Source organism: Rhizobium chutanense, from assembly GCF_002531935.1.
Classification (GTDB): Bacteria; Pseudomonadota; Alphaproteobacteria; order Rhizobiales; family Rhizobiaceae; genus Rhizobium; species Rhizobium chutanense.
In genome coordinates this window covers 32,789-57,154 of record NZ_NWSV01000023.1, presented here as the reverse complement: position 1 = coordinate 57,154, position 24,366 = coordinate 32,789, and the positions used below count along the sequence as shown (strand labels likewise).

Sequence of the window (24,366 nt, the reverse complement as noted above, 5' to 3'; positions counted from 1 at the left end):
CCTTTAAACCCAGTTACGCCGAAGAAGTCAGTCTCTCGAAGACCAGTCCGAGTGGATTTTGCCATTGTGCTCGCCAAGCTTTGGTGACTTGTGATGAGCGGTCAGCGTCGTCCCCGAGAACATGATAGGCGCTCGGATGCCCGGTATCCCTTCATTCTCCATCGCCATCTTGCGATGCAGCACTTGCGGATCCGAAAATACATCTTCCACGGTGTTGATCGGCCCGGCGGGAACGCCCACACGCGCCAGGTCGGCCAGCAGATCCATCCGTTGGAAAAGCTTCGTCTGCGCTTCCATCACCTGCGTCAGTTCTGCTCGATGACGCACTCTGTCCGCGTTCGTCTTGAAACGGTCGTCGGCTGCCACAGCGGATAGCCGGAGGATATCGCATACGCGGGAGAACTGGCTGTCGTTCCCGCAGGCGATGATGATATTGCCGTCGGATACCGGGAATACCTGGTATGGCGCGATGTTGGGATGCGCATTGCCGAGCCTCGTTGGCGCCTTTCCAGAGGCAAGGAAATTCATCGCCTGGTTGGCCAACACGCCCACCGTACTGTCCAAGAGGGCCATATCGATATGCTGTCCCTCCCCTGTGCTGTCCCGAAGGATCAAAGCGGCCTGGATAGCGATGACCGAATAGAGGCCCGTGAAGATATCGCCGAACGCTACACCGATTTTCTGCGGCTCCCGACCTGGCTCACCCGTCAAATCCATGATGCCCGCCATGCCCTGGACGATGAAATCGTATCCTGCACGCCCGGCATATGGGCCGGTTTGACCAAAGCCGGTAATCGAGCAGTAGATCAGCTTCGGATTGATCGCCTTCAGACTCTCATAATCAAGGCCGAACTTCTTCAACCCGCCGACCTTGAAGTTCTCGATGACGACGTCGGCGTTCGCGATCAGTGCACGAAGCGTTTCGACGTCTTCCGCCGAGTTGAAATCCGCCATGATGCTCAGTTTTCCGCGATTGCAGCTGTGAAAGTAAGCTGCAGCCATGTCATCGCCATCCCGGATGAAGGGAGGTCCCCAGCGGCGTGTATCGTCGCCCTCCGGGCTTTCCACCTTGATGACGGTCGCTCCCAGGTCGGCAAGCGTCTGTCCAGCCCAAGGACCAGCCAGGATACGAGCTAATTCCACGACCCGAACGCCTTCTAATGGAAACTGCATCGATAACTCCTGATCATTCCCAAGTCCGCGGATATTGTTGGGCTACATATTCGGATAGGCCGGCCCGTTCGGCAGGCGGATGAAACCGGCCGGGCCGAGCAGCAGGAAGTGGTCGGCTTTAACCTCGGTTTTGAAGGGGTGATCCGCCTCCTCGCGCCAGTCCGGCAGCATTCGATCGATGCCGATCGGATCGACGAAGGCCCCGACTGGATATGCGCGCCCGACCTCCGAGCCCTTCTCCAGCACCACGACCGAGAGTTCCGGATTGACCTGCTTCAGCCGGATGGCGACAGAAAAACCGACGGCCCCCGCGCTGACGATCACGACGTCGAATTCCATGCTCTCGCGGCTTTCGTCCGCGTGTTCTTCAATCATGATAAATGCCTGACAAATCTCGATGTTTGAATGGAGATGGGAGATCAACGGGTTGGCCGAGCCCGCTCGTACCTGTAGTCGTAGAACCCGCGTTGTGCCTTGCGACCGAGCCAGCCCGCTTCGACATATTTGACCAGCAGTGGGCACGGACGGTATTTGCTGTCGGCCAGCCCCTCGTGAAGGACCTGCATGATGGAGAGGCATGTGTCCAAACCGATGAAGTCGGCCAGTTCAAGTGGCCCCATAGGATGATTGGCGCCGAGCTTCATGCCGGTGTCGATAGCTTCTACGTTTCCGACACCCTCATACAGGGTGTAGATCGCTTCGTTGATCATCGGGATAAGGACGCGGTTTACGATGAACGCCGGGAAATCCTCGGAGACGGTGACCGTTTTGCCGATGGATTCGGCGAAATCCTTGGCTATGGCAAACGTCTCCTGATCCGTTCCGATGCCACGAACCAGCTCTACGAGCTTCATAACCGGTACGGGGTTCATGAAGTGTATCCCTATAAAGCGATTGGGCCTGTCGGTCGACGCGGCGAGCCGCGTTATGGACAGCGACGAGGTGTTCGTCGCCAAGATCGCGTCGGGCTTCAGGACAGTGCACCCGTCCGTAAAGACCTTCCTCTTGATGTCTTCATTCTCGCTCACCGCTTCGACGACCAAATCGGCGCTCGCAAGATCTGCGAGGGAGAACGCTCCCTTTATTCGGGAGATCGCCTGCTCTGCCGCCTCGCCCGGCATTTTGCCGGTTTCCGCCTGGCGCCCGAAATATCTGGCGCTCGCTTCGATGCTCGCGCGAATTCGATTTTTGTCGAGATCGTAAATCAGTGCCTCGTACCCATGTTTCGCCACGACTTCCGCGATCCCGGTACCCATCTGTCCAGCACCGATGACGGCGACGGTGGAAATCTTGTTCACTATAGGCATGCTGCCTCTCGTTAATCCGGAGGTTGAAGGGCGGTCTGTGCCGAACAGACTATCGGGATCTAGAAAAACGCCTGGAGGCCCGTCTGGGCACGCCCAAGGATCAGGGCATGGACGTCATGGGTGCCTTCGTATGTGTTGACCGTCTCCAAGTTCTGCGCGTGGCGCATGACGTGATATTCGATCTGAATGCCGTTGCCGCCATGCATATCCCGGGCTTGCCGCGCTATCTCAAGCGCCTTGCCGCAATTGTTGCGCTTGACGATCGAGACCATTTCCGGGGCCATCTTGTGCTCGTCCATCAGCCGGCCAACGCGAAGCGAGCCCTGCAGTCCGAGCGTGATTTCGGTCATCATATCGGCGAGCTTCTTTTGATAAAGCTGCATCCCTGCAAGCGGTTTGCCGAACTGCTTGCGGTCCAGGCCGTATTGACGAGCGCGGAACCAGCAGTCCTCGGCGGCTCCCATCACGCCCCAGGAGATACCGTAACGGGCGCGGTTGAGGCAGCCGAACGGCCCCTTGAGGCCGGAAACGCCGGGCAGAAGCGCATCCTCGGTGACTTCGACACCGTCCATCACGATTTCGCCCGTGATCGAGGCACGCAGGGAAAGTTTGCCGCCAATTTTCGGAGCCGAAAGGCCCCTCATGCCCTTTTCGAGAACGAAGCCGCGTATTTCATGGTTGTGAGCTTCAGATTTTGCCCAGACGACAAAGATATCGGCAATCGGCGAGTTCGAGATCCACATCTTCGAGCCGCGCAACCGGTAGCCACCCTCGATTTTCTCGGCGCGGGTCTTCATACCGCCGGGATCGGAGCCCGCATCGGGCTCGGTCAGGCCGAAACAGCCGATCAGTTCACCCGAAACCAGGCCCGGCAGATACTTCCTCTTCTGCTCGTCGGAGCCGTAGGCGTAGATCGGATAGATGACCAGCGAGGACTGGACGCTCATCATCGAGCGATAGCCAGAGTCGATGCGCTCGACCTCGCGAGCGACCAGACCATAGGCAACATAGGATGCGTTCGCGGCCCCGAATTCTTCAGGCAGCGTCACCCCGAGAAGGCCAGTCTGCCCCATCAGCCTGAACAGCTCCGGGTCGGTCGCTTCTTCGAGATAGGCGTCCTGGACGCGCGGCAGGAGTTCGGATTCTGCGAAAGCCGCGGCCGACTCGCGGATCATCCGTTCATCTTCGGTCAGCTGGTCGTCGAGCAGAAAGGGGTCGTTCCAAGAAAAGGCCAAGTCGTCGTCCTCCCATTGAGGTTTTTGTCAGTTCGAAGTTGACCGAATTAAAGCCGTTCTTTCACGACTGAGAAAGCGAGGTTTACTCATCGGCCCATGAGCTATAGTAATAGCTCATGGCAAACCTCTCACGACGGCTCCTTCCCTCCACCTCCGCTCTCGCGGCATTCGATTCCGTCGCGCGGCTGGGCACCTTCTCTGCGGCGGCGGCGGAGCTTTCCCTGACTCAGGGGGCGATCAGCCGGCAGATCGCGGCGCTGGAAGAGCAACTCGGCGTTTTACTGTTCGAGCGCACCAGCCGTGGGGTCAATCTCACCGAGGCGGGCACGGACTATGCCCGCGCAATTGCCAGCGCTTTGGCGGAAATTCGGTCCGCTTCACTGCAGGCCATGACCAAGCAACATAGCGATCAACTCAATCTTGCCATCTTGCCGACATTCGGCACCCGATGGCTGATGCCGCGCATTCCGCAGTTTGTCGCCAGACACCCGGAGATCACGCTGAACTTCGCCACGCGCATAGGCATGTTCGATTTCGACCGCGACGACATGGACATGGCGATTCATATCGGCCAGCCCGATTGGCCCGGTGCGGAAAGCACATTTCTTATGGAAGAGATGGTAGCACCGGTCGCATCCCCGTCTTTTCTCAGTTCACATCCCATCGTGAGGGCCGAAGATCTGCTTCGCCTGCCGCTGCTGCAGATGGCGTCTCGCCCCGGGGCCTGGAGCCATTTTTTTGAAAGCCTTGAGGTCACCGGCGCCCCATCGCAGGCCATGCGGTTCGAGCAGTTCAGCAACGTGGCCCAAGCCTGCATTGCTGGACTGGGGCTCGCATTGATGCCGCTTTTCCTCATCGACTCCGAGCTCGCAAATGGCCAGCTCGTGCAAGCCTTCCCACATCAGGTCAAAAGCACCAGCGCCTATTATGCGGTGGCACCTCTCAGCAGGAAGGACTTCCGTCCTGTCGTGGCGTTCCGCGCATGGTTGCTGGAGGAGGTCGCGCGCTACCAGGAGGCATTGTCGGCCGATAGCGGCAGTTCACCTGTACGGCTTTCCGCTCCTGTTCGTTAGCGAGTGCCGCTTGACTCCCTGGTTAAATCCTGCCAATTTATGCTAACGTTAGCATAAGGAGTGCACATTTGCACCTTCAATTGAGCAAAGCAAGCATGCAAGTGAAACGCCTCACGGCCAGCAGAGCCCTGGTGAAGGACATTCGGCTGCTCGGCCGCCTGTTGTGCGAGGCCATTGAAGCAAGCGACGGCAAGGAGGCCCGTGAGGTCGTGGAACAGGTCCGCACTCTCTCGGTTGCCGGCCACAGAACGACCGGCCGGCACCTGAACGACAAGCTCGCCCCCTTTTGCGCGGACATGCCGCCCCAAACCCTCAAGCGCGTGATCCGCGCGTTCAGCCAGTTCTCTCAACTCGTGAACATTGCCGAAGACGCACACCACGCCAGGATGCAGCGCCGCAGCATCGCCGATCGCGAACCTGCCATGCCGGGAACAATTGCCAGATCGCTTTCCATTCTGGCTGCGGCCGGGGTAGAGGCGGAAGATATCCGCAAACTGCTTCTTGAAGCGGTCGTCTCGCCCGTTTTCACGGCGCATCCAACCGAGGTTCGGCGCAAGAGCGTTATCGAAATCGAGCAGGAGCTTGCACGATGCCTGACTGAGCTCGATCAAGCCGGCCTGATCGAGCCGGAGATAGGTCGGTATAAGGAGGATTTGGAAAGGGCGACGACGACGCTTTGGCAAACGAACAGCCTTCGGGGACGGCGACTTCAGGTCGTGGATGAAATCCTCAATGGCTTGTCCTATTACGACAACACCATTTTCCGGGTGATCCCGGAGGTGTACGAGATCCTCGAAAATCAGCTTCGAGACTCACCCTGGAGTTTCGGCGAGGACGCGCTGCCGCCATTCCTGCGCATGGGTTCCTGGATCGGCGGCGACCGGGATGGCAATCCCTATGTCAACGGCGAAACCCTGAGGGAGGCGCTCCGGCTGCAGAGCGAGAGAGTTTTCTCGTTCTATCTCGGCGAACTGCATAGCCTGGGCGCCGAACTCTCCTTGGATGACCGGCATGTGAAAGTCTCGCCGGAGCTTCAGCGCCTCGCGACCGACTCCCCCGACAGATCGGAGCGGCGCCGACACGAGCCATATCGCCTGGCGATCTCGGGCATGTTTGCTCGCCTGGCGGCCACGGCGCGCAAGTTCGGCAGTACGGAACTGGTTCGCGAACCCGTGGCGACCGCCCCTTCCTACCTGTGCCCCGCCGAATTCGCCAAACACTTGGCGACGATCAGCAAATCCCTGACAGCCAATGGCGCAGAAAAGATCGCCACTGGAAAACTGCGCAGGCTCCAACGCGCCGTAGACGTCTTCGGTTTTCACCTTGTCAGCCTGGATTTGAGACAGAATTCCGAGGTTCATCAACGGGTTGTTCATGAGCTTTTCGAGAACGTGCGGCCTGGCACAGGTTACGAGGCGTTGGCCGAGAGTGACAAGATCCGCCTGCTCACCGAAGAACTGCGGTCTTCGCAGCTACTGATGACACCGCTCAGGACGTATTCGGCCGAGACGATGTCGGAGCTTTCCGTTCTGCGTGAGGCCGCCGCAGCCCATCAGCACTACGGCCGCGTCAGCATCCCCCATTACATCATTTCGAAGGCCGGAAGCCCTTCCGACCTTCTGGAGGTCCTGGTCCTGTTCCGGGAGGCGGGACTGTTTCGGCCCGATGAGCCCGAAGCGGCGTCCATCAACATCATACCGCTTTTCGAGACGATCTCGGATCTTCGAAGGTCGCATGACGTGATGCAAACAGTTTTGGCCGTCGAGACCTATCGGACATATGTCGAAGCGCTCGGCGGCAAACAGGAAATTATGCTCGGCTATTCGGACAGCAACAAGGATGGCGGTTATCTGACTTCGGGATGGGAACTGTATAAGGCGGAAACGGCCTTCATCCAGCTCTTCGAGCGTGAAGGCCTTCGCCTCAGCCTGTTTCACGGTCGCGGCGGCTCCGTGGGCCGCGGTGGCGGTCCAAGCTATGAAGCCATCACCGCCCTGCCCGCCGGCGCGGTTGCCGGGTCGATCCGGCTGACGGAGCAAGGTGAAGTCATTGCGGCGAAATATTCCAATCCGGCACTCGGCCGTCGGAATCTCGAACTTCTGATCGCCGCAACGCTGGAGGCGTCCTTGCTGCCTTCCGACGCACAGGAGCCGGATCCCGAATATCTTGGCGCCATGGAGGAACTCTCCGACCTGGCCTTTGGCGCCTATCGCCATTTGGTTTACGAGACCGAGGGATTTGAACGGTTCTTCTGGGAAGCAACGATCATCGGCGAAATCGCAAAACTGAACATTGGCAGCCGCCCAGCCTCACGCAGCTCGTCACGCCGCATCGAAGACCTGCGCGCGATACCCTGGGTGTTCGGCTGGTCGCAGAGCCGCATGATGTTGCCGGGTTGGTTTGGATTCGGTTCGGCCGTGCGACAATGGCTGGCCGGACACCCCGACGGATTGCAAATTCTTCAAGGCATGCACCGGGACTGGCCTTTCTTCCAGACACTGATTGCGAATATGGAGATGGTGTTGGCCAAGACCAACATGGCGATCGCGGCGCGGTATGTGGACCTCACGCCCGATGCATCCATTCATAAGAAAATTTTCGCACGCATCAATGACGAATGGGAAGCGACGACAGCTGCGCTATTTTCCATAACGGATCAGGCCTCGCTGCTCGAGAATAATCCGGCACTCAAGCAGTCGATCCATCATCGCTTTCCCTGCCTCGATCCGCTCAACCACATGCAGATCGACCTTCTTCGCCGCCACCGCGCCGGAAAACGCGATCAGGACACCGAAGAGGCGCTGCATCTGACCATCAATGGAATAGCGGCAGGGCTACGAAACAGCGGGTAACGAGCGGCAATGCGGACGGCGCAAGCCTATTTTTCTTGACCTTGACAGAACCGATACGCTAACGTTCGCACAAACTGGGAGGAAATTCATGACACGGACCGTGCTGTTGACGGACTACGCCTGGCCGGATGACAAAGTGGAGCGGGAGGTAATCGAGCGGGCCGGGTTCACCCTCGTCAGCGGTCCGGCCGAGCCGTCTTCGCCTGCCGAGATCGACGCTTTGGCTGCAAAACATCAGCCGGACGCGATTCTGACCTGCTGGGCTCAAGTCAGCGAGACGGCAATCGCTGCGTCTCCCAACCTCAAGATCGTCGCCCGTCTCGGAGTTGGCCTGGACAATATTGCAGTCGATGCAGCGACGGAGCGGGCAATATGGGTCACGAATGTTCCCGACTATTGCATTGCAGAAGTGTCCGACCACGCCGTCGGTTTTGCGATTGCCTGGGCTCGCGGCCTGATCCATTTCGATCGCGAAGTTCGCGGCGGGCGCTGGGACCCGGCTTCGGCAAATCTCCGCAGGCTTTCGGAGCTTGCCTGCGGCATCGTCGGCTTTGGCCGTATCGGTCGTGCGACGGCAGCAAAAATGCAGGCGCTCGGATGCCGGGTTGCAGCGCATGATCCCTATGCCTCGAACGTCCCTGTGGATGTGGAGCTTGCCGACTTCGACACCCTTCTGGCCACGAGCGATATCGTCATTGTCCATGCGCCGCTCGCGCCGGCGACGCGTCATCTGATCAACAGAGACGCCATCTCGAAGATGCGTCGCGGAAGCCTGCTGATCAACGTCAGCCGAGGCGGCGTCGTCGATACCGCCGCCGTGGTCGAGGGGCTGAACTCCGGCATTCTGAGCGGTGTCGGCCTCGATGTCCTAGAGGACGAACCACGCGTTCCGCCGGAGCTGATCGCTCATCCCGGCGCGATGATCACCCCGCACGTCGCCTTCTCCTCGGATGCTTCGCTGATCGAGCTGCGTCGCCGGGCGGCGGAGGAAGTCGTCAGGGTTCTCTGCGGAGAGAAGCCTGAACAACCCCGCAACACCCCCCGCCGATAATGCCGCAAGGACACGCGATCCATGTCTGTAGATTCTGTAGATGAGATGACGATTTTCGATGAGTTCTTGCTGAAGAGCGGTTTGAGGAGCGCTTCCGAGGCGGCGGTCTACAAGCCGCTGACGGGTGGTGTTTCTTCAGATATCTACCGTGTGGAACTTCCCGGCCGGCTCATCTGCGTGAAACGCGCCCTTGCCAAGCTCAAGGTCTCCGCCGATTGGCAGGCGCCGGTGTCGAGAAATGTGTACGAATGGAACTGGATATCCTTCGTGGCGCAACACTTCCCTTCCGCCGTTCCGAAGCCTCTCGCACATGACGCGTCGTCTGGCGTCTTCGCAATGGAGTTTCTTCCCGGCGATCAGTATCCGCTGTGGAAGACCCAGCTGCTCCAGGGGAACGTCGACCGAAAGGCGGCGGAAGCAACCGGCCGGCGGATCGGACAGATCCATTCCGTCAGTGCCCGTACATCGGGCTTGCCGGAGAAGTTCGACTCCGGCTCGAACTTCTATGCGCTTCGGCTTGAGCCCTATCTGGTGGCGACTGCCGCCAAACATCCCTTCGTCAGCGACCGCCTCTCAGAGCTGGTTCAGCGCACGGCCGAAACGAAGCTGGCGCTGGTCCACGGCGACATCAGCCCGAAAAACATCCTTCTGGGCGAAAACGGCCCGGTGTTCCTGGATGCCGAATGCGCCTGGTTCGGCGATCCGGCTTTCGACCTGGCCTTCTGCCTCAACCATCTCTTGCTGAAGAAGATCGTCGTCGGAGAGGCGGCATTCGAACTCGCATCGTCATTCGCGGCCTTGACGGCAGCCTATATGGATCAGGTCGACTGGGAGGATCGGGACGCTCTCGAGGCGCGGGCCGCAAGCTTGTTGCCCGCCCTCTTTCTCGCCCGGGTCGACGGCAAATCGCCGGTCGAATACATAACCGACGAATGCCAGCGCGAAATGGTCCGCAAAGCCGCCATCCCGCTGATCGCATCGCCTCGGCAAAAACTGGCTGACGTGGCGCAGGCCTGGTTTCCATGACGAATGCAGTCTTCGGCCAGCGGCATGTTTCTCTGCCGCTGCACCGGAGCGCGTGGTCCTTGTGGAATGCTCGGGAGAGCGAACTAACGGTTTTTACGCGGCACTTCGCATCATCACGAAAATCACATTTTCGAAACCGCGATCGGTGCAGCGCATGGGCGGCCGAACAGGGCGCATCGGGAAAGCGGCGCCTTCATTCAATAAAGGTATAGAGGCCATCGCGCAGTCGTCGCGATGGCCGATAAAGACTGCGCTGCTTCGCCTTCAGAACCGCGCGACCCAGCCTTCGAACGCAGCTAGGAAGCTCTCGATGAACTTCTGGGTTCCCTCGTTGAGGAACACGCCGTGATCACCCACCAACTTGTCGGCCGTGCTGAGGTAAACCTCAGGCTGAGGCATGGTCGGCACGTTGATGTTGGTCAGGATAACCCTGAGCTGAAGCGCCGCGGCGGCACCGCCAATGAGACCGGGAGAAGCTCCAGTCACCGCACCGGGCTTGTGATCCCACACGCTTTTTCCGAACGGGCGAGAACCGACTTCGATCGCGTTCTTCAATGCCGCGGGAACGGATCTATTGTATTCAGGCGTCACGAAGATTGCGCCATCGCAAGCCTTGATGCGCTCACGGAAGGATGTCCATTCCGTCGGCGGCGTCTCCGTCTCCAAGTCCTGGTTATAGAGCGGAAGGTCGCCGATCGGTACGATTTCCAGGTTCAGTCCGTCGGGCGCCACTTTCTGCATCGCGCGGGCGAACTTCAGGTTGATCGAAGCCTGACGAAGGCTTCCGACCAGGACCGCGATATCTTTCTTGGACATGTTCTCTCTTCTCGCGTGAGGGAGGCGCCGGCGATAGCCGGCGCCGGTGATTGTTATTGATAAGAGGCAGGGATCGGAGGAACGACCACATAGTTGCTGAAGCCGCCATCGCGTTCGCCAATGCCTGATATGGCTTCGTTCACCCGCTCAAGCGGATAGATCTTGTGCTCGAGATACGACAGGTCGAGCACACCGGTGCGGACCATATCTGCCATTTCCTGCCCCTGGGCAGCGCTGAACCAGTTCGAGCCGATGAGCTGAACCTGCTCGTCCATCAGCCACTTCACGTCGACCGGGACATCTTCCGCGACGCCGCCAACGACAACCACACGTCCGCCTCGGCGAACTCCGCGCATGGAGTCGACCACGGTCGCGGCCGGGGCTCTCGCGCCCAGCGCACTGATGACGAAATCCACTCCCTCGCCGCCGGTCTGGGCCTTCGCCCATTCTCCGGTCGAGCCTTCGCCGAGCATGATGGTGTCGATGCGGTCGGGAGCGATGGCTTTTACGCGGTCCATCAATTCTTTATTTCGGCCGGTGCCCAGAATTTTCGAGATCCCCATCGCAAGAGCGAGCTTGGTGGCTGCGACACCGAGCGTACCGGTGATTCCGTCGATGAGGCAGACCTGACCAGGTCCGGCCTGGGCGTTCTTCAGGGCGCCGTAGGATGTACCGAGGTAGCCGAAGCGGCCGGCCTGCTCGAAGCTGAGATTGTCCGGCAGGCACACGAGGGAATATTCCGGGGCGGTCATGTATTGGCTGAAGCCGCCGTAGGGATAAAGATCGAAGATCCTTTGACCATCGCGGCTGGTGCTGAAGTAGCCATTCAAGGTGTAATAGCGGCATTGGCTGCGGTTGCCCGACCGGCACGCCTTGCAGGAACCACAGGACCTGAGCGGGCTGACATACACGCGATCGCCAATTTTGACATTGGTGACCGCCTCGCCGACTTCGGCGACGACACCGGCCGGATCCAGGCCAAACACTGCCGGAAACTTCGGCAGCGGCTGATGGGGAAACCAGGTCGGCCAATTATTGATGACGTTGGCCATGTTGGGCACGATACCGCAGGCCCTGACCTGTACCAGGACGTCGTTGGGCCGGGGCGTGGGAACCGGAATCTCATCCAGCGACATCGGCTGATGCAGAGCATGCAGCCGAGCGGCGATCATAGTCTTAACCATTAACTCCTCCATAGGAACATCGGTCGGAGCGTGCCCGACCGAATGCATTTTTTGCAGTTTCAGACAGGTGCGCGGCAAAGCGCCGTGCGGCATTCGTCAGGGGGCCAGGAACGCCTTCCCGGCCGGACGGAAGTCCGCGGGCCAGACGGTCACCCAATCCTTTCCTTGAATTTGCTTGAGCTTCGTCGATGGCTTGCCGGCATTAAACTTGCCGTCGAACGTCCTTGGGCCGACGACCGTCTCGACGGTATTCGAGCGCAGCCACGCAGCCATGGCGGCGTCGTCCAGCTTCCCCGCCCCTTCCGCCGCGGCTGCAAGGATCTGCCACGCAGCATATTCGACGGCCGCCTGATATTCTGCACGCGGATAGGGGAAGCCCGCCGCCTTCGCCTTGCCGTCATAAGCGCTCACGAATTCCTGAGCGCCGTGATACTTGAGGAAGGGCTCGTGCTCTTCAAACCAGGTCAGCGAGGTCAAGCCGTTCGCTTTGGGGTGAGCTGCGGTCGGGCCGGGTGCGGGGAACAGGTGGAATTGGTTCCTGGGCTGGTAGTCGATCCGGCTCATTGCATCGAGAAGCTGTACGGCCTCCATGCCGATCGCACCGGACCACAGCAGGTCCGGATCAGCCGCTTTGATGCGGTTGGCGATCGCGCCGAAATCCTTCGTGCCGAACTCGTATTCAAGCTCCAGCACGCTCTTGACGCCACGCTTCTCAGCAACCTGCTGGCCGCCCTTGGCGATCGTCAGGGCCGAGGGGAATTTGCTCGTGACGAAGGCTATCGTCTTGGGAGGGGTCGGCAGGCTCGCATAGGCATCGAGAACGATCTCGGTATCCGTCGATTGCGGCTCGGCCCCGATCGGAAGAGACGGGAACTGCAGCGGATACGGTGCGAGACTCGGGTCCCCCAGGCTGCTCTGAATCAGCATCTTCTTGAACCGGGCGGCAACGCCCATTGCTGCGATGATCGAAGACGTACCATAGGGGCCCATCAGCAGATCGACCTTATCGGCGGTCACCAGGCGCTCATAGAGCGTTCGAGCATTGGCGGGCAGCGATTGGTCGTCGAGAAGGACGAACTCCACCTTTCGTCCGAGAATACCGCCTTTGGCGTTGATCTGTTCGACGAACACCTCTGCGGCGAGCTTGTGGATTGCGCCTACGCCCGCAAGCGGGCCTGTTAACGGCAGCGTTCCGCCGACGCGGACCGGCCCTTCTTGGGCAAAAACCCTCGGCATCGAGCTGAAAGCTGCTACTGCGGCTGCAGACCCGAGGAATGTTCGTCTATTCAGTATAATGGAATTCGCACTCATCTCATCCTCCCAGATGCTTCCGGCATGTCATCATCAGTCTCTGCCGCCGGCGGCAGGTCTCAGCTCTTCGCCAGCCCCTCTGCGTAGCGTTCCAGCGTCATAGGGTTCGGCATTTTCTCGGGGTGCTCCAGCGGTACTCCCGTAAATTCGCTGGCCTCGAAGAACCACTTCGAGACGGCCGGCATTCCCCAATAGACATTGGTGCTAAGGGCTGCCGCGTCCCAACGAATGGGCTCCAATTCCGCGTCTATCGTGGTGTAGTGATTGTTGAAGAACTCCACCCGGTGTCCATCGGGATCGCGCAGGTAGACGAACAGGACTCCGGAAGGGCCATGGCGTCCGGGTCCGCGCTCAACGTTGTCGCCATATCCATAACGGCTGGCAAAATCGCACACGGCGAAGATGTCGCTGCTTTCGGGAACCGTATAAGCAAAATGATGCAATTGCGGGCCGATGCCCGGCACCAACGCCAGATCGAGGCAGACACCTTTGCGATACATGAAGTTCGCAATGAGATTGTCGCCGGCCGCGATATATTCCGAAGTCCGGAAACCGAGTTCGCCGTAGAACGCGCTGAGACCCAATGGATCGGCGACCATGATCTGGCAATGATCGAGCCCCTGGGCTCGGGCGCCACGATGTTCATGCACCTCGAGGAACTTACGGGGATGGACACTCATGCTGGAGCAAAGCTCGATGCGAGCGCCCGACGGGTCGCTGACGAGCAGGGTCCGCCCTTGATTTCGAACTTCGACCCATTCCGCCGGGAGCCCCTTCTCATCAAAGAAGAACTTGGCCTTGTCGAGGTCCTCCTCCAGAAACACCCGGTAACCGATCCGCCTGCACGTCGGCTTTCCGCCGGCAGGTGCGAGCACGAGACTGTGATGGCAGGCCTCGGACAATCCGCGAAGGTATGAAACACCGTCCGCGAATTCTGTTTCAATCAGGCCGCCGACATTGAGGTAGAAATCTCGGCTATGCTCCACATCATTGACTTCAAGCACGACATGGCTGAAGCGCGTGATGTTGAAGGGAGGTTTCAAATTAACAGCCGGAAGCATGTCATCCTCATCTATTTTTTGCTAACGTTAGCATAAAAGGGCCAGCGCTTTTGTCAACGCCTGTTATTGAGCGAGACCCGCAACCGGCCCACCAAAATCTAACCTACGGCAGCAACCGCGGCTGGCTTTTCAGCCAAGTCTAGCGCCGACCAGCCAGCGAACGAAGCCTCTTTTCCAAGGGCCTCCTCGATACGGAGAACCTCGTTCCACTTGGCCATCCGCTCGGAGCGTGAGAACGATCCGACTTTCAGCTGCCTGGCATCCCAGCCGACCGACAGATGGGCGATCGTCACATCTTCCGTCTCACCGGATCTGGCCGAAACAATTGTCCGAAAGCCCGCTTTCTTGGCAACGGAGAGCGCATCGAACGTCTCTGTGATCGTGCCCGCTTGGTTCGGCTTGATCAAAACCGCATTGGCGCTTTTATCCTTGATCGCTTCGGTTACCCGCGCCGCGTTCGTCACGAAGAAGTCGTCGCCGATGATTTGGCATTTGGAGCCGTAGCGAGCGGTAAACGCCTTGAATCCATCCGGATCGTCCTCAGCGAGCGGATCCTCGATAGAGACGATTGGATAGGCCTTCAACCAGCCGCCAAGCATGTCGATCATCTCGGCCGTATCGAGCTGCCGATCTTCCAACGCCAGCGAATACTTACCCTCACGACCGAATTCGGAGGCCGCAATGTCGAGCGATATGACGACTTCACCGCCTGGCTTCAGACCGGCGGCCTCGATCGAACGCACCAAGGCATCGAGAGCTTCTTCATTGCTGGTGAAGGCAGGCCAATAGCCTCCCTCGTCCGCCACGCCCTGGAGCTTTCCGGCACGTTTCATAATGTCGCCTGCCGCGCGGTAGACTTCAGCGGTCCACTCCAAAGCCTCCGCGAAAGTCGAGGCAGCAGGGCACATGATCATGAAATCTTGGACGTCTACCCGGCGTGCTGCATGCGCTCCACCTCCAAAAATCTGGATTTCCGGCAGTGGCATCGTAATCCCCTTGTCGGAGCCCGCGAGATACCGCCAGATCGGTTGGTCGGCCGCAGCCGCTGCGGCGTGAAGCAACGCCATCGATGTTGCCACCGATGCATTTCCACCCAGTCTGCTCCGGTTCGGAGTGCCGTCCAGCTCGATGATGGCGTGGTCCAGCTCGGCTTGATCATTGGCATTCCGGCCAACCAGCAACTTGGCGATTTCTCCGTTGACGGCAGTCAGGGCCTTGTTGATCCCCAAGCCGGCAAAGGCGCTGCCGCCGTCACGAAGGTCGAGCGCCTCGCCAGTGCCGGTCGATGCACCAGCGGGTGCAATGGCCCGGCCGGTCGCACCGGAGGCCAGCTCGATCTCTACCTCAACGGTGGGCCTGCCACGGGAATCCCAGACGCGACGGCCCTGCACTTTTCGGATTTCGGTGTTGGTCATGTTCAGTTGGTCCACAAGGTCAGATTGAAATTGGATTATCAGGCCTCACAGGCCGTCATCATAATCCGTCAGATCGGGGGTCCGTGCGCCAACCAGCACCACGGCGATGGTTGCCGGTTTGTCGCTTTTGTTTCGCCAGGCGTGACGCGTTCCGTTCTGGACGAAGGCGTCGAACTGGCACAAACGGGTCTCATTGCCACCGTCGAGTTCCATCCAGATCTCGCCGTCGAGAACAATTCCATAATCGACGGTGGGCGTTTGATGTTTGCCATCCGGCTCGAAGCGTTCGGCCAAACCTGGACTGACCGCCAGATTCTCCGCGAGAGCGGCCGGACCATCAAAATCCGGAGCCATAAAAACAGCATCTGGTGGGAACGTTAGCACTAGAAAGCGCGTTTCGGCGGGCTCCGGAACGAAGCTTGTGAGCAGCGGGGTCGGATCGGTTCCGTTGAATGGAATGGCCGTGGACGTCGAAGTCGACCAGATCATCCGCGACACCAATCCGGGGACCGTCCTGAATATGTCCGTGCGGGGAACGGCGCCGTCCTCGGCGAACCTGGCAGCACCCTGACTGCAGTGTTCCGTCACGACGCGCCGAAGATGGACGGGAACTCTCCCGCTCGAATTTTCAGATACCAAGATACGCCTCCCTGATGCTTGGATCATTGATGAGAACTTGAGGCAGCCCGGACGCAGTCACGCGACCCTGTTCAAACACATAGGCTTGATGCGCGATCTCAAGGGCCTTGTTTACGTTCTGCTCGACGAGCAGCACGGCCACTCCCCGCTCATTGATCATCTGGATGATTTTGAACATGTCCCCGACAATCAGCGGAGACAGGCCTAGCGATGGTTCATCCATGAGGAGAATGCGTGGCTTCGCCATGAGGCCGCGACCGATGGCAACCATCTGCTGCTGTCCTCCCGACAATGAGCCCGCCAGGGAATCCTGGCGATCTTTCAACACCGGAAACAACTTGAAGACTTCCGCAAGAGTGGCATCTCGATCGGCGCGGGCTGCGGATCGGTATGCGCCGAGCAGGAGGTTGTCTAAAACGGTCATTTCCGTGAAAAGACGACGACCTTCCGGGACGATGGCGATGCCGTAGTCGCACACTCGATGACTTGGCACCTTCGAAACATCGTTCCCCTCTATAACAATCTTCCCTTTGCGCGGGCGCAAGATTCCGGCGATGGCATTTACCAGCGTGCTCTTCCCTGCGCCGTTCGGACCGACGACGGAAACGATCTCGCCCTGCTTTACGCTCACAGAAACATCCCAGAGAGCGGTGGCGTCGCCGTAACCGACTTCGACATTTGCGACCTCAAGCAGCATGACCACCTCCCAGATATACACTGATGACTGCCGGATCTCGCATCGTTTCGGTCGGCTGTCCGAGGGCAAGAACCTTGCCCTGATCCAGCACGGCAACACGGTCCGCAAGTGCGACGACGGCTCTCATGAGGTGCTCAACGAAGATGATCGTCGTACCACCGGCCTTAATCCGCTTGATCATTTCAACAGCGTGGTCGATCTCGGCCGGATTCAGGCCGCAGAGCACCTCGTCGAGTAACAGGAGACGAGGTTTGGCGGCGAGTGCTCTTGCGAACTCGACAAACTTCCTGTCGTGGAGATTCAGGGCCTCGGGAAGCACATTGGCCTTTTCCGCCAGTCCGGTGTAGAGGAGAGCGGCCTTGGCAACCTCATCGGCGCCAGCCACGCCCATGCCACTCACACTACCGAACTCCGCACAGATTCGCACATTCTCAAGGACTGTGAGATTGTTGAACAGACGCGGGATCTGATACGTACGCGCAATGCCGCTCTGAGCGATCTGATGAGGCGATTTGCCGGAGATCTGTTCTCCTTCAAGGGTAATCCGACCGGAAGTTATGGCGTAGTGGCCGCTGATCATGTTGATCAGCGTGGACTTGCCGGAACCATTCGGCCCCACCAGGGCAAGAATTTCTCCCCTCTGGACATCCAGTGTTACCCCGTTCAGGGCGCGAAGACCGCCGAATGATTTGGTGACGTCTTCGCACTTCAAAAGGACAGGGCTCGAACTTCCATTGGTGGTTGGCGAGAGGTGGGCGGCTACTTGCGTGATCCTGTCACTGCCTCCCAGCCCACTACGCTTGTCGGCAAACCTGCGGATAATGCTCGGGACGATACCGGACGGCAGCACGAGGATCACGATAATCAGCGCGAGAGCCACGCCGGCACGGCCGAATTCCGCATGAGCACCGCTGACGATGGCACTTTGAAGCACGGTGATGATAGCCGCGCCGATCGCAGGGCCTGCCCAGTGGCGAGCACCGCCCAGAATGCTCATGAGCACCACATACAGCGGGACGGTTACCGCAAAAGTCTCGCCGACAGTAACGTAGCCGACATAGACGGCGTGGATCGCGCCCATTCCACCTGCGAGCGCGGATGACGCCGCGAAGGAGAACAGCTTGTAGCGGAACGTTGGCACGCCCTTCACTTCAGCAACGTCCTCATCGTCGTGGATTGCGAGCAGCCCCTGACCAAATTTGCTGTGAAAGATGAGGTATGACGTCGCCAATGCGATCAAGGCCGCGATGAGCCCAAACAGGTATAGAGAGCCCGACGCCGTAACCCCGATCATCGGAATCTCGATGCCCGAAAGGAAAACTCCTGTCCCTGAATCCAGCGCGGTGTTGGAAACGATCGCCGCCACAACGAATGTCACCGACAGCGTCAGCAGAGCAAAGAACTCTCCGCGCAGGGATCTGGAGCGAAAGACCACCAGGCCGACGAGAACCGCAACGACCGCAGCGATAAGTGCGGCAGCCGGTATCGTGGCGATGAACGGCCAGGAAAAGCCGGTAGCAAGAGTGGCCGTCGTATACACGCCAATTCCGAAAAATGCGGCGTGTCCGAAGCTCCAATAACCTGTGTAACCACTGAGGATACCCCAGCTCGTTGCCAGGACGACCCAGAAGAAGATGATATACAGATAGGAAAGGTAATAGTCAGCCAATCCAAGATAAGGCAGCGAGGCCAAAACCGCCAATACCGGCGCCGTGATGAGAAGCTTTTTCATGGTCATATCACCGGTTTGCGCAGGAGGATAACAATCAGCACGCTGAATGCCACGAGCGGCGCCCAAGCAGGATTCACCACGGTCATCGTGAGGCTTTCGGCCAGACCGATCAGCATCCCGGCTGCCAATGCACCGGCAGGGCGACCCAATCCTCCGATAATAGCGACAGCAAAGACAACGCCGATCCAGGACTCGATCTGTGAGGGCGCCAATGTCCCGATCAAGGCAATGAATACTCCCGCGATACCGGCAATAGCCGAGCAAAGGCCTGCCAGGATGTATGACACGCGCGTAGAATTGATGCCGAAAGCGGACGCGACGGAGGGGTCATGGGCGGCGGCACGCAGTGCTTTGCCGAGCATGGTTTTGTTCAACGCGATCCAAGCGGCTCCCGCCAGCAGCACGGCGCAGACGAACGCCGACAAATCCAACACGGGGACGAAGATCGAACCGATGCGAAAAGTGGTCTGTGCATAGGGCGTTTCGTAGCGGAGGAAGTCCGCCGACCAGATCCACTGAATGAGCGACTCGATCAGGATCGTGACACCGAAGGTAACCAGTAGCGAGGCGAACTCCTTCACCCTGAAACGGACAAACACGCTATGAAGGGCAACACCGAACAGGAAGAACAGCGGAGCTATCAACAGCGCACTGAGATATGCCGGCACACCGTGCACCGTTCCGAGTTCATAGGTTAGATAGGCACCCAGAAAGGCCAGAGCAAAATGGCTGAGATTTACGAGCTTCAGCAGACCCCAGCTAAGGCTGAGCCCCATCGCCAGCAGGCCGTAAATTCCCCCGAGCAAAATACCGCCTACCGCGGACTGCAAGAAAAGAGTGGCGGTCATCGGATTTTGCGTCTTTCGGTGGACACGATGACCGACACCGATACGAATACGACACCCATACGCTATGCCTCCTCCATTGCGCTAACGTTCGCATAACGTTTCACAATGATGGTTTAATGTCAAGGACATTCAAACTATTTGTTCCCGCCGCACGCCGGCGGCCAACCGACTGCTTCACTGGCTTTGCGCTGCGAAGGAACATATCCATTTCAGAAGTATCCAACTGATGTCACCGGCTTTTTTGAAAAGCGGGTCTTGACCAATGGCTGGAAATCCGGAGCGGAACTCGGTCAGCCTCACTGCTACATTTCGGGATGCTGCGTGTAATTCAGCGCTTTGACAACTGCCAAGTCAATGCTATCGTTGGCCGTATGAAATGGTTCGGGCTAGGCAACTATGGTAACAATCAAAGACATCGCAGCAATACTGCAAGTTTCACCATCGACCGTGGGACGCGCTCTTGCCGATGATCGGCGCATCAGCGCTGAAATGAAGCGGAAAGTGAACGAAGCGGCAACCCAAGTGGGGTACGTCGCCAATCAGGCCGCCCGTATGATGCGCGGGGTTGAAAGCAATTTGGTTGGCCTGATCGTACCGGATATTCGGAACAGCTTTTATTCAACCATCGCTCACGCCCTCTCCCGCTGCCTTCTCTCGGCGAACTACCAGCTGACGCTTTGCGAAACGGATGACGATCGCATGCTTGAGCTCCGCCACATCAAGGAGCTGACGAGTGTAAACGTAGCCGGGATAATCTTGGTCCCGAGCGCGAAACCTCATCCCGACTCCGCTCGGTTTTTGAAGATGACCCCTCATATTCAACTGCTGCGTAAGCAACAGCTGCTTGGCGAGCAATGGTTCGGCATCGATGACAGGCGCGCGCTTTACGAAAGCACACTACACATCTTGAGTGAAGGCCACCGACGGATCGCTTACATCGGCGGTACGGAAGCCTTGCCGACAGGCGCAGCTCGCGTTCAAGGATTCCGAGAAGCGGTCAAAACCTCTTCTCATCAGGTTGACATCCACGAAGAACTCGGAGCCCCCTCGTCGCCAGAGTTCGGCAGGGAAGCCGTACGACGACTGCTGTCCCTCAAAGAGCGGCCCACGGCCCTGGTGATTGGCGCCGTGCAGAATACATCAGGCGTTATCGATGAAATACAGGATCAGGCCTTGAGCGTACCACGAGATATTTCGGTCGTCGGCTTTGGAGACGAGCTCGGATATCGATGGTGGGGTCCGGGATTAACAACGGTACAACTGCCTGTTTCGCAGCTCGCGACCGCGTGCGGACTTTGGTTCCTGCACCACCTTCAGAATAAGGGCGACCTGGACACCCCGTACAGCTTCATATCTCCGCCCCAATTGATTATTCGAGGCAGCACGGCTGCACCATCCAATCCTCGATAGCCGGAACGAGAAAGAGGTGTCCGCCATTCGACGACACCTCTTTCCCAAGTCTACTTCCTACCCGCCGCCGCGATCTCGAACACGGACGCTATTCGCTCGAAATAACCGGCGCACAACACAGAAACCAGACCAACTTGAAGCAGCGGTCGCGATCCGAGAGCCCTACTTCCTGTATGAGTCCTCAAGATCGATTTTCAATGCACCCATCAACCGCACGCCGGAATTGTACCACGCAACGTTGATCGCCAATTCGACCAACTGCTTCTCGGAAAGGAATGTGGCGACCTCGTTCCAAACCTTGTCGGAGACATCGACATTTAGAGTGGAGTCCTTCGCGAATGCCATGACCGCCTTTTCCTCTTCCGTAAAAAGGTCGGAGGTCTCGAAATGACGAATGGCTTGGAACTGCTCCTCCGTGAGCCCCGCCTTCAGACCGTGCGAATGGTGATGAACGATCTCATATTCCGAGTTGGTGCAGTACCCCACGGTCAGGATCGCCATCTCTCTCAGCTTCGGACTGATGTCGGCGGCGCGAACAGCGTTGGCATAAGTCAAGAAGTCATTCAAAATTGCCGGCGCGTTCGCCAGTGCTAGAAAAATGTTTCCTGTCGGCACCTTTCTTTCCTCGAGCAGGCGCCCATTGAGTGCCGCTTGCGTTTCTGCCAATTCCGAATTCGGAACGTATCTAACTCGCGCCATTTCTCTACCCTCAGGTTGTCGTCGACAATTTTCACCATTCAAGCGCCAGGAAGCGGCTGACAGCAAAAATCCTGCAAAATGCTAACGTTAGCATAAATATCACCCCGCAGCACGAAGTCAACCCAATTCTCCTTTTGCCAACATATCGGCGAGACTGCGAATCGCGCCCCACTTGAAGTTGGCAATCGCCACAGCCTGAGCGGCGACGGCTCATGCAAAGGGCCGCGATATGGACGCTGCCCTTTTCAAGCTGCGGATGGGCTCAATATGCCGCAGCAACCACTGGGTTCTTCAGAATGCCTATACCGGGGATTTCCACTTCGAGATCATCACCTGGTTTGATCGGGCCGACCCCCGCCGGCGTGCCCGTCATGATCACATCGCCTGGCAAAAGCGTCATGAAGCGGCTGAGATAAGCGACGATGTCAGCCACCGAGTAAAGCAGGTCGCTCGTGTTTCCTGACTGTTTGACGGCGCCATTCTGACGAAGAATGACATCGAGATTCGTCGGATCAAGGTCGGTTACGATCGCCGGGCCCATGGGCGCAAAGGTGTCGTATCCCTTGCCTGCCAAAAGGCAGCCGAACTTGCTTTCCTGACGCTGGATGATGCGGTCGCTAATGTCGTTGCCGCACGTATATCCAAGGACATGGCCAAGCGCATCGTCATGGCTGATGTGCCGACCACCCTTCCCGATGATCGCAACCAGCTCAGCCTCGTAATGTACGATTTCGCCGTCTCGCGGGAATTCGATCGCATCTCCATTGCCGCTCGCCGCGGTGCTGGGCTTCATAAACAGGACCGGAAGTGTCGGCTGCTCTTTTCCAGACTCGTTGGTGTGCTCTCGGTAATTATATGCCACGCCAAAAATGCGCGGACGATTGACCGGGCACAGCAGGCGAACTTCGGACAAATCGTCCACCTTTCCAGTCTGCTCTATGGCGCTGAAGGGTTCGCCAGCGATCCGCTCGACGCTGCCGCCGTCCTCGACCCCATAGTGAATCCCATCGACCGCCTCGTATCGCACAATCCTCATCTCGATCTCCTTTTTGCTAACGTTAGCGCATGACGATAGCCGCCGTCAACGTTGTCCCGGACTATGGCCTCATCAAAAAAACCAATCGCCATGGCATGGTTTCTCTGCACCTCCGCACGGGATGTTGCCCTCAACGCGAGCTTCGAAGAGGCTCGCAGCCGCCCATAAGCGTTGCTTGCCTGCACACGAATGGGAATTTCATCGCACATGCTGGCCCAGCAGACGCGTCAGCTTCATTCGCCATCCTGCCACCTCAAATCGCTTTGCCGAAATTCGGTCCGCCGTTTCTGAGGTATGACCTAATAGTCCGTTTCACTCTTCGACATTCAGAACGGCCGTCCCCGGGCGCAATCCTGTGTTCAAGACCAGCGGTAGACGAACCCGGACTTCTCATCCTGCTCGGCCTTCCAGAACCGGATCGAAAGCTCGTAGAACGCCGGCCGATCAAAGCGAAGAACAAAGGACACACCCATGTCGATTTCCAACCGGACTGTCGCTGCTGCGATTGGCCTTCTGTGTATGTCTTGCCTGGCCCACGCCGAGGACGAACCGAAGTACGGCACAGACATTTCTGTCGATGCCGCGAAAGTCATCGCCGCCGCTGCGGTCAAAGAATGTGCCGCTCACAAATGGCCGATGGCCATTGCCGTGACCGACACGCACGGCGCTCTCGTCTACTACGAAAAGATGGACGATACCGAACTCGGCAGCGCACAGGCCGCTCAGGAAAAAGCGGCGGCGGCCGCGCTCTACAAACGCCCGACCCGCGCCTTCTATGATGTGACCGCAAAGGCCGGTCCGTTCATGCTGACGATGCCCGGCGTACTCGCCGCGCCCGGTGCTTGGCCGGTGATCAAGGACGGCCAGATCATCGGCGCTCTGGCTGCCAGCGGTGGCACGGGCGACCAGGACGACGTCTGCGCAAAGGCTGGCCTCGCCGCGAGGTAAATCGCGGAAGCACCTGAGATCTCTTTTCATTCAGAGGAAAATAGTCATGTTCAAGTTTCATCACTTGGATGCGGTGTTGCTGATCGTGGCTCTCGCAGCCCCGATGATGACAATGCTGCCGATGCCCCTGCCTGCAGACGCCACAGAAACGTTCAGCGGAAGTAACACCGACGTTCGTACAATCCTCGCCTATCAGGTGTCGGATGCCGCACTTCGAAAATTCGTGCCGGAAGGCTGGGAACTCAGCACTTTCAAAGAAGGCCCCTCCGCAGGCGCAAATCTACAGGTCGAGTTCGTCGACCAGCTTTTCGCCGTCGGAACCGACGGCAAAGTTGGCGCACCCTATCGGTACGTGCTCTTCGGGTTCCCGGTCCATCGGAAGGGCAGCGATCAAGATGTGCTTATGCTGTTCGACGGGCTCTCCCGCGGGGGCGCTGGTCCCTATGGAATTGCTGAACAGGCAACCGACAACGTCTCTCGCTCCGTCCAGTACAGCTCTGCGCCAACCATTGTGAAAGAAACCTGGACCTTCGAAGGCGGGGGCGAGATGGTTTCGCTGGAGACCGAATTCGAGCGCGGTCCGCTGCACACCGAGAAGGCTGACAGCCGCGTTTACTCGCAGCTGAAGCCGAGCTTCTCGCGCATCTACCGCTACAACGAAGCAGCCGACGTGGTTCAGGCAGCGGTCTCGAAGAGTGATCGTCTTCATTCCTACAGCCTCAAAGCAACCGGCGGCAAACTCACCACGGTCTTTGATGGCTCGGAAAACCTGATCTCGGTCACGTCACTCCCTGTCTACTCCCGAGACATTTTCGTCCCTACGTCATGACGAAAGTGCCGGCGGCTGCGGCAA

21 protein-coding genes and 1 pseudogene are annotated in these 24,366 nt (G+C 58.6%); 7 read left to right on the top strand and 15 right to left on the bottom strand.

All coding sequences use genetic code 11. The annotated features are described in order from the left end of the window. Positions 1 to 27: 27 nt before the first annotated feature. From CO666_RS25425 to CO666_RS25410, 4 genes and pseudogenes are all read right to left on the bottom strand, one after another. On the bottom strand, positions 28 to 1,173 hold the full coding sequence (locus CO666_RS25425) for a CaiB/BaiF CoA transferase family protein (RefSeq protein WP_097614823.1): 1,146 nt from the start codon (positions 1,171 to 1,173) through the stop codon (positions 28 to 30). 66 nt (positions 1,174 to 1,239) lie between these two features. Next, a pseudogene (locus tag CO666_RS25420) lies at positions 1,240 to 1,548 on the bottom strand (electron transfer flavoprotein-ubiquinone oxidoreductase); the annotation flags it as partial. A 44-nt stretch (positions 1,549 to 1,592) separates the two neighbouring features. Continuing rightward, positions 1,593 to 2,480, bottom strand: coding sequence for a 3-hydroxybutyryl-CoA dehydrogenase (locus CO666_RS25415; protein ID WP_097614822.1), 888 nt, complete (start codon positions 2,478 to 2,480; stop codon positions 1,593 to 1,595). A 59-nt stretch (positions 2,481 to 2,539) separates the two neighbouring features. Continuing rightward, entirely contained in the window at positions 2,540 to 3,715 is a 1,176-nt protein-coding gene (locus tag CO666_RS25410; protein ID WP_097614821.1) for an acyl-CoA dehydrogenase, read from the bottom strand. Positions 3,716 to 3,831: 116 nt separating this feature from the next. On the opposite strand from CO666_RS25410, the gene CO666_RS25405 reads away from it, so the two are divergent. From CO666_RS25405 to CO666_RS25390, 4 genes are all read left to right on the top strand, one after another. After that, on the top strand, positions 3,832 to 4,788 hold the full coding sequence (locus CO666_RS25405; protein WP_097614820.1) for a LysR family transcriptional regulator: 957 nt from the start codon (positions 3,832 to 3,834) through the stop codon (positions 4,786 to 4,788). A gap of 95 nt (positions 4,789 to 4,883) precedes the next feature. Continuing rightward, positions 4,884 to 7,640: a phosphoenolpyruvate carboxylase gene (gene ppc, locus CO666_RS25400; protein ID WP_097614819.1), complete on the top strand. Its 2,757-nt coding sequence runs from the start codon at positions 4,884 to 4,886 to the stop codon at positions 7,638 to 7,640. Positions 7,641 to 7,728: 88 nt separating this feature from the next. Next, on the top strand, positions 7,729 to 8,691 hold the full coding sequence (locus tag CO666_RS25395) for a C-terminal binding protein (RefSeq protein ID WP_097614818.1): 963 nt from the start codon (positions 7,729 to 7,731) through the stop codon (positions 8,689 to 8,691). Positions 8,692 to 8,736: 45 nt separating this feature from the next. Beyond that, positions 8,737 to 9,717: a phosphotransferase family protein gene (locus CO666_RS25390; RefSeq protein ID WP_097614817.1), complete on the top strand. Its 981-nt coding sequence runs from the start codon at positions 8,737 to 8,739 to the stop codon at positions 9,715 to 9,717. A gap of 264 nt (positions 9,718 to 9,981) precedes the next feature. On the opposite strand, the gene CO666_RS25385 is transcribed toward CO666_RS25390, so the two are convergent. The 9 genes from CO666_RS25385 to CO666_RS25345 form a co-directional block, all read right to left on the bottom strand. Then, the gene (locus CO666_RS25385) at positions 9,982 to 10,533 is read right to left on the bottom strand and encodes an NADPH-dependent FMN reductase (protein ID WP_097614816.1); all 552 of its coding nucleotides are present in this window, start codon (positions 10,531 to 10,533) and stop codon (positions 9,982 to 9,984) included. A 53-nt stretch (positions 10,534 to 10,586) separates the two neighbouring features. Next, positions 10,587 to 11,705, bottom strand: a complete 1,119-nt coding sequence (locus CO666_RS25380; RefSeq protein WP_179869765.1) for an alcohol dehydrogenase catalytic domain-containing protein — start codon at positions 11,703 to 11,705, stop codon at positions 10,587 to 10,589. 108 nt (positions 11,706 to 11,813) lie between these two features. Beyond that, entirely contained in the window at positions 11,814 to 13,028 is a 1,215-nt protein-coding gene (locus tag CO666_RS25375; protein WP_179869759.1) for an amino acid ABC transporter substrate-binding protein, read from the bottom strand. A 59-nt stretch (positions 13,029 to 13,087) separates the two neighbouring features. Further along, on the bottom strand, positions 13,088 to 14,089 hold the full coding sequence (locus CO666_RS25370; RefSeq protein ID WP_097614813.1) for a VOC family protein: 1,002 nt from the start codon (positions 14,087 to 14,089) through the stop codon (positions 13,088 to 13,090). A 98-nt stretch (positions 14,090 to 14,187) separates the two neighbouring features. Beyond that, complete coding sequence (eno, locus tag CO666_RS25365; protein ID WP_097614863.1) at positions 14,188 to 15,504, bottom strand: phosphopyruvate hydratase; 1,317 nt, start codon at positions 15,502 to 15,504, stop codon at positions 14,188 to 14,190. Between the two features lie 45 nt (positions 15,505 to 15,549). After that, positions 15,550 to 15,993, bottom strand: a complete 444-nt coding sequence (locus CO666_RS25360) for a cupin domain-containing protein (RefSeq protein ID WP_245436857.1) — start codon at positions 15,991 to 15,993, stop codon at positions 15,550 to 15,552. 139 nt (positions 15,994 to 16,132) lie between these two features. Then, positions 16,133 to 16,840, bottom strand: coding sequence for an ABC transporter ATP-binding protein (locus CO666_RS25355; RefSeq protein ID WP_097614811.1), 708 nt, complete (start codon positions 16,838 to 16,840; stop codon positions 16,133 to 16,135). Further along, positions 16,830 to 18,572, bottom strand: coding sequence for a branched-chain amino acid ABC transporter ATP-binding protein/permease (locus CO666_RS25350; protein WP_179869758.1), 1,743 nt, complete (start codon positions 18,570 to 18,572; stop codon positions 16,830 to 16,832). The genes CO666_RS25355 and CO666_RS25350 overlap by 11 nt, the downstream gene beginning before the upstream one ends. Before the next feature lie 2 nt (positions 18,573 to 18,574). Further along, complete coding sequence (locus CO666_RS25345; RefSeq protein ID WP_097614809.1) at positions 18,575 to 19,420, bottom strand: branched-chain amino acid ABC transporter permease; 846 nt, start codon at positions 19,418 to 19,420, stop codon at positions 18,575 to 18,577. A gap of 396 nt (positions 19,421 to 19,816) precedes the next feature. On the opposite strand from CO666_RS25345, the gene CO666_RS25340 reads away from it, so the two are divergent. Beyond that, entirely contained in the window at positions 19,817 to 20,830 is a 1,014-nt protein-coding gene (locus CO666_RS25340) for a LacI family DNA-binding transcriptional regulator (RefSeq protein WP_097614808.1), read from the top strand. A gap of 162 nt (positions 20,831 to 20,992) precedes the next feature. Here the strand turns inward: CO666_RS25340 and CO666_RS25335 are convergent, their stop codons facing one another. Further along, positions 20,993 to 21,496: a carboxymuconolactone decarboxylase family protein gene (locus tag CO666_RS25335; protein WP_245436856.1), complete on the bottom strand. Its 504-nt coding sequence runs from the start codon at positions 21,494 to 21,496 to the stop codon at positions 20,993 to 20,995. A 295-nt stretch (positions 21,497 to 21,791) separates the two neighbouring features. Then, complete coding sequence (locus CO666_RS25330) at positions 21,792 to 22,565, bottom strand: fumarylacetoacetate hydrolase family protein (RefSeq protein WP_097614806.1); 774 nt, start codon at positions 22,563 to 22,565, stop codon at positions 21,792 to 21,794. A gap of 471 nt (positions 22,566 to 23,036) precedes the next feature. On the opposite strand from CO666_RS25330, the gene CO666_RS25325 reads away from it, so the two are divergent. Then, complete coding sequence (locus tag CO666_RS25325) at positions 23,037 to 23,513, top strand: GlcG/HbpS family heme-binding protein (RefSeq protein ID WP_097614805.1); 477 nt, start codon at positions 23,037 to 23,039, stop codon at positions 23,511 to 23,513. Positions 23,514 to 23,559: 46 nt separating this feature from the next. After that, positions 23,560 to 24,342: a hypothetical protein gene (locus tag CO666_RS25320; protein ID WP_097614804.1), complete on the top strand. Its 783-nt coding sequence runs from the start codon at positions 23,560 to 23,562 to the stop codon at positions 24,340 to 24,342. Positions 24,343 to 24,366 lie beyond the last annotated feature (24 nt).